This is a genomic window from Shewanella decolorationis (assembly GCF_004354305.1).
Lineage (GTDB): Bacteria > Pseudomonadota > Gammaproteobacteria > Enterobacterales > Shewanellaceae > Shewanella > Shewanella decolorationis.
Map to the genome: position 1 here is coordinate 3,744,397 of NZ_CP037898.1, position 12,964 is coordinate 3,757,360.

Annotated in this window: 11 protein-coding genes; 4 read left to right on the top strand and 7 right to left on the bottom strand. The window is 44.7% G+C overall.

The window, feature by feature from the left end; all coding sequences use genetic code 11:
* Positions 1-20: 20 nt before the first annotated feature.
* The 3 genes from EYR25_RS16720 to EYR25_RS16730 form a co-directional block, all read right to left on the bottom strand.
* Positions 21-599, bottom strand: a complete 579-nt coding sequence (locus EYR25_RS16720) for a GIY-YIG nuclease family protein (RefSeq protein WP_243729902.1) — start codon at positions 597-599, stop codon at positions 21-23.
* 161 nt (positions 600-760) lie between these two features.
* Positions 761-2,227 (bottom strand): DUF5677 domain-containing protein, encoded by a 1,467-nt coding sequence (locus tag EYR25_RS16725; RefSeq protein WP_133181573.1) that lies wholly within the window; start codon positions 2,225-2,227, stop codon positions 761-763.
* Between the two features lie 88 nt (positions 2,228-2,315).
* Positions 2,316-3,344, bottom strand: coding sequence for an AlbA family DNA-binding domain-containing protein (locus EYR25_RS16730; protein WP_133181575.1), 1,029 nt, complete (start codon positions 3,342-3,344; stop codon positions 2,316-2,318).
* A 623-nt stretch (positions 3,345-3,967) separates the two neighbouring features.
* Here EYR25_RS16730 and EYR25_RS16735 point away from each other — a divergent pair.
* The gene (locus EYR25_RS16735) at positions 3,968-4,972 is read left to right on the top strand and encodes a helix-turn-helix transcriptional regulator (protein ID WP_133181577.1); all 1,005 of its coding nucleotides are present in this window, start codon (positions 3,968-3,970) and stop codon (positions 4,970-4,972) included.
* Between the two features lie 109 nt (positions 4,973-5,081).
* A complete protein-coding gene (gene ftsZ / locus EYR25_RS16740) occupies positions 5,082-6,182 on the top strand; it encodes a cell division protein FtsZ (RefSeq protein WP_243729903.1) in 1,101 nt (366 codons plus the stop codon).
* On the opposite strand, the gene EYR25_RS16745 is transcribed toward ftsZ, so the two are convergent.
* Both EYR25_RS16745 and EYR25_RS16750 read right to left on the bottom strand, forming a co-directional pair.
* Positions 6,179-6,817 carry a class I SAM-dependent methyltransferase gene (locus EYR25_RS16745; RefSeq protein ID WP_133181581.1) on the bottom strand — a complete coding sequence of 213 codons (639 nt, stop codon included), beginning with the start codon at positions 6,815-6,817 and terminating at the stop codon, positions 6,179-6,181. The two genes, ftsZ and EYR25_RS16745, sit on opposite strands and share 4 nt — an antisense overlap.
* A gap of 58 nt (positions 6,818-6,875) precedes the next feature.
* Positions 6,876-7,229, bottom strand: a complete 354-nt coding sequence (locus EYR25_RS16750) for a hypothetical protein (protein WP_133181583.1) — start codon at positions 7,227-7,229, stop codon at positions 6,876-6,878.
* Positions 7,230-7,505: 276 nt separating this feature from the next.
* Between EYR25_RS16750 and pdgA the strand changes: the two genes are divergently transcribed.
* A complete protein-coding gene (gene pdgA, locus EYR25_RS16755; protein WP_023265368.1) occupies positions 7,506-9,623 on the top strand; it encodes a diguanylate cyclase PdgA in 2,118 nt (705 codons plus the stop codon).
* Positions 9,624-9,909: 286 nt separating this feature from the next.
* Here pdgA and EYR25_RS16760 read toward each other — a convergent pair whose 3' ends face one another.
* Together EYR25_RS16760 and EYR25_RS16765 are read right to left on the bottom strand one after the other, a co-directional pair.
* The gene (locus EYR25_RS16760; protein WP_133181585.1) at positions 9,910-10,503 is read right to left on the bottom strand and encodes a tRNA-uridine aminocarboxypropyltransferase; all 594 of its coding nucleotides are present in this window, start codon (positions 10,501-10,503) and stop codon (positions 9,910-9,912) included.
* A 125-nt stretch (positions 10,504-10,628) separates the two neighbouring features.
* Positions 10,629-11,837 carry a multidrug effflux MFS transporter gene (locus EYR25_RS16765; protein WP_133181587.1) on the bottom strand — a complete coding sequence of 403 codons (1,209 nt, stop codon included), beginning with the start codon at positions 11,835-11,837 and terminating at the stop codon, positions 10,629-10,631.
* 115 nt (positions 11,838-11,952) lie between these two features.
* Between EYR25_RS16765 and EYR25_RS16770 the strand changes: the two genes are divergently transcribed.
* Positions 11,953-12,927 (top strand): LysR family transcriptional regulator, encoded by a 975-nt coding sequence (locus tag EYR25_RS16770; protein ID WP_133181589.1) that lies wholly within the window; start codon positions 11,953-11,955, stop codon positions 12,925-12,927.
* The last annotated feature ends 37 nt before the right edge of the window (positions 12,928-12,964 follow it).

Consider the following 12,964-nt stretch of genomic DNA (forward strand, 5'->3'; position numbering starts at 1 on the left):
GCGTCAATTGCACTGGCTTGTTAGCTTTCATTGTCAAAAGGGAAGGCTTTTTCTAGATATCCAATTTGCTTATTTAAAATCGGTTTTGAAATACGTAATATTAATGATTCCACATGCTTGGGGTAGTCAACCCATTGTGAATCACCTACATCATAAGCTGAAATGTAACGTACAACTTCATGACGTTTTTCTGGTGATTTTTTTACACCAGTAGGAAACTTTACAGGTACATCTCTCCGAATCGCTGAATAGCATTCATCGAGTAATCTAGTAGCCTTACCGACATAAATTAAATTCGCAAATGCATCATAAAACGCATAAATACCCATTCTATCCTCATAACCTTTGAATAGATTTCTTAACTGAGGTCTAACGTCACCCTTTGGTTCAAATTCTGCGTATTCGACAATAACTTTGAATTCTGGCACAAATAATTTATGCATAATAAATTCAACTGTCTGTTTTTGTGGATGTTTAACACCAGTTATCCAATCGTGTAACTGTGTTTTTGTATATCCTGTTAGATCACTTGCTTGATCTAAATCGCCGTTGAAGTATTCATTGATCAAGTAATTAATCATTACATTTCTTTCTTCCACAAACTACCTCGATTTATAAATTCAAAGCTATATTAGGAAAGCTAACGCCGCATTAAGGGGCAGGCAACGCAAACCACTGCGCTCAAATTAACCAACCGTAACCTCAAATACTCAGCCAAACCAAAACTGCCAAGCGTTGACTGTCTCTCTTGAATGCTTTGTTAGCTGTCTTCTCCCAGTAAACGAGGACTAAATGTTGGGTACACTACACTTAAGTCGTTTAGTATTTCGTTGACTAACATACATGCATCCTGAAGAGTATCGGGCAGTGTCGACTCCTTAGGGTATCTATGTAAGCGGTGTAGTGGATTACCACATGTGTGGAAGCAAACCTCCCTGATAGCGCCCCAAGTCCCGTGCGAATATGTAGATGACCAAGAATAAAATTGGTCATAAGAGGACTTTAACCCTGCCTGATCACTCAATTTTCTGAGGTCAGAACCACTCCAACTACCAAGTTCGATATTGATGAACTCTTCCCACAAGTCTTCACCTGCAATAGACTCTAACGTTTCAGTATTAATAAATTTTGGCGGCTCTATAAGCTCATCAAATTTCAAGGCGTTCAGTTTGGCTTGACCAGCTCCGTAAGTTCTCCATTTAGCCCAAAGCTGATCGTCATTTTTTTGAATCAAATATCTAAGACTGATATGTGTTTCTAAAATGGTTCTCAGTCCTAACCTTGCAAGAATTCCAGTGCTAACTCCAACCGAGACTATCTCACTCAATATCGATAGCGCGTAAAATGCCATACCAAAAACGCCGTCGTGCTTAGCATCGACTCCAGTTGTAGAGTGAGTTTTTTCCCAGTGTGTTTCCAACTCGCCTCTGAGCTTATGGATCTCATTTAAATCACAACAACGTTCTTCGGAATTAGTGTCACTTTCTGGAATTAATTCTAAACAAGGAGTGTTTTCCCATGATTCAGCCCAAAAATCGTTTGACCATGTTAATTCTTGCTCGACTATCGAATTGGTAGCCATTTCACACGAACGGATAGATGGGCGAACACTTCGTTGATCTCCCTCATAAGGATAGTTAATCCAAGGTTCAACCATTTCTCTTGGTGCACGAAATTTGCCACCCACAACCACTAACATTAACTTGAACCAACGACAATCCGTAGCCTCTTGAGATTGATGAGGTAAACACATACCAATTGCAGTCATCAGAATATTAAGATCTGGTTCAATAGGTGGCAAAAATCTCAGCCAAGACTCTTTAGCTGGCAAGTTTTTAAACAACTTTAAAACAGTTAAGGCTGATGCTGTTTGGGGATTCAACAATAGAAAAGCCAAAAACTCATTCCGTAGCTCTTCATCTAACTTTGAAATCCCTGTAATAGAGAGGTCTGATAGTTTCTCTTTTTCCGAATGCTCCGAAACAAATGTAATAATCCTTCTAAACTCAACGATTGCCGAATCTTGGTCTTGAATAACGCGGATAATCGCTACCCACAACATTTCGGGAAGACGCTCATTAGACCAAGAAGAGAACGTCATTTTATCGCCTAATTGTGCAAAACCTGGCTGTAATTCAGAACCTACTTTTTTATGATCGAGCAGAGCCGTTCTATTCTTACCACTTTTTGACGGTTTCTTTTTTCGTGTTTTTTTATTTCCAGCCATAACACACCTAATACTAAAGATTAATCACCTAGATAGCTAACGACCAAGCTCAGCTGCGCTGATGTCTAGCGTCGGCTGGAGCGCCTTGTTATGCATCATTATCTCCGACTATTGCCATAGCAATGTCGTGTTTCTCACCCTCTGTAAATGAATTATTCGCAGTTTTGTGAACAAACAAGTCATAGTGCTGCTGTATGTCGTGAGCATCTTTTTCAATCAAAAATTCATATCTTCTAGATTCACCAGAGCCGACTGTCCCGGATATTTTAAGCACACCGTCAAATGGAGGAATGAGCGACAAATGAATTATTAACGGTTGTACGTTTGCCCCTGGAGGTAAACGATAACCGGGTGCACTTATTAGGCTTGCCTGTCTCCAGAACTCAAAGCTACCTGTCCAATTGGCCTGACCAGGCGTCTCAAATCTCATTTGTGAGTTATTGCCCGGTAAATATTGCATAAGACAAGTACAGAAGATATCAGAAGCAATCCCCGGCCCCTCATTGTGAATTGCGAGCCCAAAAGTTATGTATAGTTCGTTACCTCTAAGCTCTGGGACAGCGAGAATATATTGATGAAATACATGTGGCTGCGGCCTCCTACCAAACATACCAGCCAGAACATCATGCGGTGTCGGAATAAAGTCAGAACCAGCACGAATAAGATATTTTTTGTCAGGAAGCATTTGGTGTGGTGCCCAGTTGCTTTTCGGTATCAACGTAACAACAAAGCCTCTATCCTCATCGACATTAATAACGTAGTTTTCAACACCAGAATGCGGTGGCACTGTACAACCTGAAATCACGCCCTGTAGTAAACTCGAAAATCTAGTAGGGTTATTTATGAAGACCTCAGTATGGGCGACGTCCGCCCCATCAACATCTATGGAACAGTCAACACCCCATACAATTACACCACCTTCTGAGTTCCCAAAACCTGAAATTGCTTTTGCTAGATTCTTTCTGTCATTGTTCGACAATCTATTCCCATTACCATCATCAGAAGAGCGTTTAAAATCCAAGAAAAGATCTTCTGACCTTCGATCTGCAATAAACTCCTCTATTGCAGCTTGTCCGCGCTCTTTAATACGCTCGTAAATTTCTAGACATCTTTCCATAGTTTACCTAGCAATTTTCCAATTGATGCATAACATGTTATTAGTGCGCATGCGCGTTTATCTCGTCAGACTAGTGAAAACGCGCACAGTTAACTATCTGTATGTAAAGAACTTATCAGCTTTTTGCCTAATATACCATCTGGAAAAACGCGCATGCGCGTTTTCCAAACCTATTAACTAAAATTCAGTTACTATATTCACCTGATTTTATAGGGTTTTATTTATTGCGGATGGAAATAGTGCGCACTGATTTTGTGTTAAAATCATACTAAAATACTTAAATTTAAATATGACTGTATACCCATACATTGTCAGTCGATTTCTGGTAAGGCAAAACATAGGCAAATAGATAAAAATTTGTATAGCAGCTGGAGTGGGAATTTTTGGTTGAGCTAACGAGGCGAAACACGGAATGGGGCAAAACTGCGTTAGCTAACTGTCAATGCCAAATAGCAATGTTTGGCGGGTAAACAACGTTAGACGATTCAGCTTCACTGCTTTTAACTCTCCATCACTTTTAAGCGTCATTTATAGGCCAAAGCTCAAAAGCTACGACAGCTTTTGTCGCTGCTATTGATTAATATACGGATATTCGTGCCTAAGCCTGTAACTTATCAATTAATATGCAGCCTAATTTTCAGCGTCAAGTGACCTTACTCAGCTTAATCCCGCGGGCTCCGCGCAAAATTTCGGTGAATGAATTAGTCGAGCGACTGGCAAACCGCACGCAAGATATCAGTAAGCGTTCAGTGCAGCGAGATCTCAAGGCGATGTATGAAATGGGCACCTTTGGCTTGCGCCTTGATGACAGAAACAAGCCCTATGGTTGGTCGATTGAATCTTGCTGGCGTGGCCTTAATCTGGACTTAATGGATCAACATATGGCGCTGGCATTAACCACCTTAAAGCGAAGTGCCAGCCAGTTGATGCCGCCGCAAAGCTTGCAACAACTGCAACCCTATTTCGAACGGGCCGACCAAGTGCTGGCTAGCGATCCTGAGAATCCTTGGCTTTATTGGGCTTGCCGAGTTGCACAGCTCCCAGAGCCTTATCCCTTTATCCTGCCGCAGCACGAACCTAAATCCCTAGAGGTAATACAACAGGCGATTTTGGATAAAAAGCAAATTAGCTGCGATATAAAAAAACGGATCAATGGCAAAATGGATTGGCTGCATTACAACCCAATCAATCCACAGGGAATTTTAATCCGTGACGGTGTAGCGCTGCTCGCCTTTACGATTGGCCGTTTTGATAAACGCCGCCATCATAAACCAATAGGTTTACTGCGTAATGCACAGTTACTGTCGACCCCGGCGGTGGCGAGTGCAGATTTTGATATTAATAAAACCGCCCAAGGTCTAAGCGGGGAAAAAATTCACCTCGAATTACTGCTCGCCGATCGGGCAAGTTTTATCATGCGTGAAGCTAAATTTAGTGAAAACCAAACCATGCAATTACGTGAGGATGGCCGCTTTTATGTAACGGCTGAGGTCAATGACACCCCAAAACTTCGCGCGGTGCTATGGGAAATGGCCGACACCGTTGAGGTATTAGCCCCAGCAAAACTGCGGGAGCATTTTGCAGCCCTAAGCCAAAAAATGTATGCCAAATATCTTTCTGCGGTTTAAGTGTTTGATGCGACAAGTCTAGTCGCTACTCAAGGTTAGCCTTAAGACATAATAGCTAACCGTGAGAATCACCATGTTTGAACTTATCAGTGAAGGATCCGCTAGCACTATGCCCAAATTAACCGTGTTGGGTGTAGGAGGCTGCGGCTGCAATACCATTAATCAACTCAGCCACGCCAATCTGCCGCCAAGCGTCGAACTGGTCTCGGTCAATACCGACGCGCAAGCCATGGCGGCCACCAGCAGCCACGCCCGCATTCAAATTGGCCCGCAAACCACCAGAGGCTTAGGCGCTGGCGCTAAACCTGATGTCGGTTGTGCGGCTGCGGTTGAGTCAGCACAAGAATTAAGTCAGCAAATGCAGCACGCGGATATTGTATTTCTGACTGCGGGTTTAGGTGGCGGAACGGGCACTGGTGCACTTCCACAGGTCGCAAGACTCGCTCAAGAACTATCAAAACCCGTTATCGCCGTTGTCACCATGCCTTTTAGCTTTGAGGGTCAGCACAGAAAGGCCAATGCCGAGGCGGGATTACAAGCATTATTGGAAAGTGCCAATGCTGTTATCGTACTCCCCAATGACAAGCTTGCCGAGGTGCTCGGGACCAAAGTCACCTTGCTTAACGCCTTTAAGGAGAGTAATAAAATTTTGCAAGATGTACTGCTTGGGCTTGCCACTACCATTAGCCAAGCTGGGCTTATCAATATTGATTTAAACGACTTTATTTCCGTCATCAGTCGCCAAGGCCGGGCAGCCATGGGCGTGAGCAGCCTTCAGGCCGATGAGGATCTTATCTCGGCGGTTAAACGCGCCATGCAACATCCTTTGCTCGATAATATCGAACTCAATCAAGCGCAAGCGGCAATTGTCAGTGTGGTAGCAAAAGACACCATCGAACTCAGTCAATACAACCAAATCGGCGCGACTGTACATGAGCAATTACCCAAAGATGCCTTAGTAATTATTGGGTTAACCATCAATCCAGATCTCGAGTCGGAGCTCGAAATCATGGTGATAGCAACGGGGATTGGATTAGAGCAGACCGCAAAGCCAGAACCAGTACAGATTATTGAGGATAGCTATATCAATGTGCATGATTTTATTAAGCGTCCAGCCCTACCCATACCCGAACCAGCACAATCGAAGTTTGATTTAGACAAGTTGCAAATCCCAACTTATCTGCGGCAGCAAAAGCCTCCAACGCATTAGTGGGCTTGATGCAAAAACACCACGTCTTTGTCGATGATTTCCAGCCGCCAGCCGTAATGCTCGGCGAGCCATTGAAAGGTGGCTTCGGAGTAAAAGTTAATATGAGTGGGATCATTTTTATAATGCCAAGTGCTAAATGCTGTGGGATTAAGCACTCGCTTGGTCATCACGGCCAAAATGCCCTTGGGTTTGAGTAAGGTGTTTAATAAGGTCAGTAACGCATCGGCATCACTTACATGCTCAATGACCTCTGTCAGGGTAATAAAATCGTATTGCCGCGTGAGTAACTCGGGGTGATTGGCATAATAGAGATCGTAGTTCTCGACCCGATAACCCCGCGTTTGCGCCATCAAACTTAATGCTTTGCCCTCACCACAACCAAAATCGAGCCCTAATGCCGTTGGCGCAAAGCGGCTCAACAAGGGGGTGAGAGTTCTATCTAGAAACTGCTGATAACCGAGATCCTGCGGGTGATTCTCGTGCTTATCATATTCGGCTTTTTCCGCTTCAGGGCTCAGATAAAACTCAGCAGGCACGCTCACTAAGGCACAGTGCAGGCACTGTTGGTAATGGCGGCGTTTATCTTGGTGGTAGGCAACTAAATCGGCACTATGGCAGAGGGGACAGGTATTCAACAGCAGTTTCCTAAAGAGCCGTAAGGCAAACGGCGGATATTGCCTTTAACTAAAAAGATTAAGGTTTGGGGATTTTACGCTCTTTGGCAGCGGCTTCCTTTGCTTCTTGCAGATATTTTTGCTCACGGCTTTCCCTTTCATCAAACTGCTTTTGCGCCTTGAGCTGTTGCTGTGCCTCCCAATCCTTAGGATTGGTCTGTTGGCGGATTTTTTCTTCCCGCGCCGAGGTCTCTTGCGCTGCTCGGCGGGCCTTTTCAAGCTGGGCTTGCTCAATTCTTTCAGAATCGATACGCGCCTTATCAGCCTTTTGTTCTAAGGTGAGTCGAGGTTTAGGCTGTTCGGCCGCGTTTGCAGAAGCCAATAACACGCCGACACACATTGCTAATACAATATTGGGTATCAGTTTTTGCATCCTATGTTCCTCACGTTTCAAGCCCCATTTGATATTACACCGCCAACATAGCATAAAACATTACTTAGCCATGATGAGCCAGCATGATTTTCGACTAAGTTAGTGAAATAAAGCTATCTTAAACTATTAATTTTTAATTTCTATTTGAGCAAAACATCGATTAGGTTTATTTTTAACCCCAATGGAATGATGTACTATTTGAATTAATTTCGTTATAAACGAAGCACCTAGGCTATAGGATGTGACCTAAAATAGTGTCACCGAGGGAGTATCCTAATGATTCGATGGCAACACTTGCTGAATAAACTCACAACAGATGATCCTCTGTTGCAAGAAAAGCTGTCGCTTTGGCGAGCTCATCCCCATAAAACGCCCCTCGCCTTGATTCAAGGTTTTAGCTTTATTAGCGCAAACAGTGCCACTTTGGATTATTTTGGTACTGAGTATGATGCCTTTGTCAATGCAACTCCCTATGATTTTTCTCCTAGAATTCAATCGTCTGGACGTAACAGTGTTGAATTTGCGCGGGAGATGATCCTTGAAGCTGTATCAGGCATCAATGTCGAGTTTAGTTGGCTTCACCTTAACCAACAGGGAAATGAACTACCTACTCGTGTAAATCTTTATCGCTGTTATTTGCAACAGCAACCCGTTGTACTTGTAGAACTACAAGCCCTCAACCGTCGAACACAGGTTAGGCCTGCCGTTGCCGACGGTTTCGCCCATATTCCAAAAGAGATCCTTTCAACGACCTTGGAGGAAAGCGCCGAGGCGGTTTATATCACTGACACGAGCAATCGAGTGCTGGCGGTCAATAAAGCGATGTGCCGAATTTGCGGCTACAGCGCCGAACAACTCATTAATAAAAATCCTGAGTTTTTAGAGGCTAACCCAACCAATGCCAGTGAAGAAAACGAGTGCCAGCTTGCCTTGAAACAGCGTGGATTTTGGCAGGGTGAAACCCTGAAGCAACGCTCTGATGGCAGTGCTTTCCCTGCATGGCAAAGCAGTCGTCGCATTGAAACTGATGGTATTCAATATCATGTAAATATTTTCAGTGATATCAGCACTAAAAAGCTACTAGAAACACAGCTCACTACCCGTGCCATGTATGACACCTTAACCGGATTGCCAAATCGGTTTCATCTTAAACAGATTCTCAATAATGCTCTTGAGAAACTCAAAGAGGATCCCCTCAGCCTTGGTGCACTGATGTTTTTGGACCTAAACGGTTTTAAAAATATTAATGACAGTTTTGGCCATTCCATGGGCGATAGAGTATTACAGCTGGTCGCGGCAAGATTGGAAGCCGGTTGCATTGAAAAAGCGGATATTGCTCGTATGGGGGGCGATGAGTTTACCCTAGTGCTGCAAGACTGCAGTTGTAAGGAAGAAATTCAGCTGTTTGCCGAACAAATTTTAAGTTTATTCGATAGCCCGTTCGAAATCGAAGGACAAAAATTCTTCCTTGGCACCAGTATCGGTATCGCACTTTTCCCAACACACAGTGATCAAGCTGGCCAACTGATTAGCTTGGCCGATACCGCCATGTATTGCGCCAAAAAGAATCAGCCTCATTTAGTGTTTTATGATAAATCAATGAGCCAAGCTGCAGAGCTAAAGTTAAAACTTATCAATAACCTAAGACATGCTCACAGCCTAAAGCAGTTTAAACTTGCCTATCAAGCCATAGTAGATTTACATACTAACGAACCGATTGGTGCTGAAGCCCTACTACGTTGGCAAAAGTCCCCAACTGAGCATTATGAAGCCGCTGAGTTTGTGCCTTTGCTGGAAGAAACGGGGCTCATTGTCACCATTGGTCAATGGGCACTGGAACAAGCCTGTAAGCAAGCATCTGTGTGGCGAGCGCAATACCAACCGGATTTTAAAATTTCGGTTAACGTTTCTCCCTTGCAATTAGAACACGTCGACTTTGTAGGCCAAGTAGTTACTGCACTTGAAATGGTTGCCTTACCGGCCGAGGCATTAATTTTAGAAATTACTGAGTCCGCACTTCTCCGCCAACCTGAGCTTGCTAGACTTACGTTAGAACGGATCAAAGCCCTTGGGGTCGGTATTGCCATTGATGACTTTGGCACGGGTCTGTCTTCGCTCAGTCGCTTGGGCACCTTGCCGATTGACAGCGTGAAAATTGATGCGGAATTTGCCCTGCGTTTAAATGACGCCTCGGGACAAAAACTCTGCCATGCCATAGTGCAATTAGCGCAGGCACTCGATATCCACTTCGTGGCTGAGGGGATAGAAACTCAGCAACAAAAAGATATCATCACCCATATGGGGCGCGGTTTTGCCCAAGGCTTTTTATTTGGTTACCCAAGCTCCGTAGAACAATTTACACAGGCCTACTTAGCCGAGAAGTGCATTGCCTAGGCTTTAAAATCAATACGTTAATATTATTCATTCGGATAATAAAGAAGTATAAAGGCGGGGCTCGATAGCCCTGCCAGCACACCATAAAATATGGAATCACTCCCCTGCAAAGTAATTGGCTGGCAAAGCTATCTCATCATCTGCAACGCAAATGAATCGTCACTATTAAACCTTGTTTTAGGTTACGTTAGCGTGATCTGAATAAGATTTTAACTATTTTAATTCGTACAGAGTCTCAAAAATGTAAGAATTAAAAATCACTTACCGCAATTCTAAAAAAATGAAATTAATCATAGCGCAACCTCACTTCAGTGGGCATCGCCTGAAGTCTAATCGCAACCATAGCATCAAAGGCCGCCAATAATGGGTTCACATCTAAACCCTCATCAAGTGCTTTGAGCATATAAGCACTCGCCTCTAAGGTTGATAGGCTATCGCTACGGCTCGATTTGCGGATCTTATACCTTGATGCATAACCTTCGGGCAAATGCACCGCGGGTAATTGAGTCAGCCAAGGATTTAATTGCAAGATTTTAAAAGCTTTGCGCCAAGTGCCATCTATCAGCAACAGTATGCAATCAGCGCTAATCGTCTGTTGTTCGACACTCACACTCCGCTCAGAGGGATAAACAAGATAGACAGGGCGCCCACAATTCATCAACTGTTTGCTCAATAATGCAAAATCCGCTTCCGTCTCGCCCACATACACTTGAGTATCGGGGATCACTAGACTTAACACCTTGACGCTATTCTTTTTATGCTCGACTTCAGAGGGATGCTGCAATATCACTAGTTGCGTCTGCGGTTTTACCTGCTGCACATGGGAGCATAAGCACGCATTCATCGGATAACAGCAAGTAGGACAATATTGACGGCTCAAAGCGAGTTCTCGATAAATTATTTCCAGTAGTATAGCAACTTGAATTATCCATAAAAAATGCCCGTAGCTATGGTCAAATAAGCTACGGGCAAAGGGTGTTTCTTTAATTAGCCGTTTAGGGCGTATTAATGCTCGGCGGCTAATTGCTCTTGGTGCCAGTGGTCAAAGCGGCTGAGCGCCATCATCGAGAGTAATCCGATAGAGAAAAATCCCATCACTAACGCCACCGCATAGGGTGCAGTCAGGTTTGTTTGCTGCACTAAGCCTGCGATGACGGATGCGCCACTCATCTGAATAAAACCTAACATCGCCGTTGCAGTGCCTGCGCGCTCGCCAAAGACAGACAACGCCATACTGGTCGCTGGGCCTAATAAGAAAGCAAAACCAATACACAACAACATCATAGGCAGCATAAAGGCAAAGGCGGCAGCCATACCCATACTTGGGCCAAATGCTTGCGCAGCGATAATCAATACCGCCGAGAGCACCAACAGTGCTAAAGCAAGGATGGCGGTTGGACGATTGCCTAACTTGCGGATCACCACTGGTGCAGCAAAACAAGCCACAATATTGACCAAAGCATTCAATCCAAATAAACCGCTAAAAGCTAACTCTGACACGCCTAAATGACCGATAAGCCACACGGGAGAGTAAGACACATAACTTAAAATCGCCGCCATCGCCGACATACAGGCAAAGGCATAGAACAAGAAATGGGTATTGCTCAGTACGGGTTTATAACGGCTCCAACGGTACAAGGGACCACTGCTCACCGTATTGGCCGGACGAGTTTCGGGTAAACGATAGCCCACTAAAAGCATCATCAAAATCGCGTATAGGGTCATAAACACAAAGGTTGAGCGCCAGCCAAATTGCATAGCCAATAGACCCCCTAAGGTTGGCGCCAGTGCAGGGATCACGCAGATAGCCCCATTTAAGTAACTGTAAATTTTGGCGCCTTCTTTTGGTGAGTAACAATCGCGCACTGCACTAAAGACCACAATAGAGGTCGAGCAGGCAGCCAAACCTTGTAATACCCGGGCAATTTGTAACCAATGGAATTCAATCGCAGCGGCCGCAAGCAAACTGCTGGCACCATAGAGCAGCACGCCAAAGAGTGCCACAGGTCGACGTCCGTAACGGTCGGCCAAGGGGCCAATCAAAATTTGGCCCACACCCATAGCAAATAAAAACAGCACTAAGGTGGATTGCACTTCACTGGCAGACACGGCGAACTCTGCCGCCATGGTGGGCATCGAAGGTAGATAAATATCAATCGCCAAAGGGCTGAGTAGCACCAAAGACATCAAAATAGGTAACAGATTGCGCCGCATAAAACTTATCTCGGTTAAACAGTAAAAGGTATTTCAGTGGGCGCTATTTTAAATAACTCAAGGTATGAACAGAAATGGTATAATTTCCAAAGTGAATTTCCTCTGAGGAATATCTATGAATCTCGACAACTTAGCCAGAATCGATCTCAACCTACTGGTGATATTGAAGGTTTTGCTCGAAGAGCAGAGTGTCACACGCGCAGCGAGTCGATTACATATTAGCCAATCGGCGTTGAGCAAGAGCTTGAATCGCCTGCGAGAAACCTTAGATGATCCCCTGTTCCAACGCACTGCCCACGGCCTAAAACCCACGGCACATGCGCTCAATATTGGGCTGAAGTTGCCAAATATTTTGCAGGACTTATATCAACTCACACAGCCACCGACGTTTACACCGGCCAGCAGTAACAGGCAGTTTTCCTTTGCCATGGTTGAAAGCGCCTACGAAACCTTAATTCCCTATTTTATCGGCCCATTATTAAGCACTGCACCGAACCTGAAGCTCGACTCCTATGTGTGGACCGAGAAATCGATGCACGATTTGCAGCAGGGGCAAATTGACTTTGGGATCTCGGGGCGGGATTTACACCCGCTGTCAGACTCGCAAACGGACAGACTCCCAGATGGCATTAGCTGCCAAACCCTGTTTACCGACAGGCAAGTGTGTTTGGTGCGCCAAGATCATCCTTTGATGGCCGCTCTCACCTCACCACAATGGGATTTAAATTTGTATTTGGATATGGCACATGTGCAGGTGCGTTGTGAAGGGAGTGATTGGTGGGCGCTGGATTACTTTCTAGCAGACCTTGGCCACAGGCGTAAAATCAGCACAACTGTGCCCGATTTTTATGGCGCGGCCAGCATCTGTGCCCACAGTGATTTGATTTTTACCTTACCATCGAGCTTTGCACTGCACGCATGCAAGCTGTATCCACTGAGGCTGTTGCCTCTGCCCTTTGAATTTATCCCTATGGCCTATGTGCTGCTCTGGCACCAGCGCAACGATGAAGACCAAGGTCATAAATGGATGCGCGATACCATCTGTCAAAGTGTTGAAAAACTGATGCTGCCGCAGAATTCGAGCAAATAAAAAGCCCAGAGTATTTACCTACGCTGGGCTTATCGCT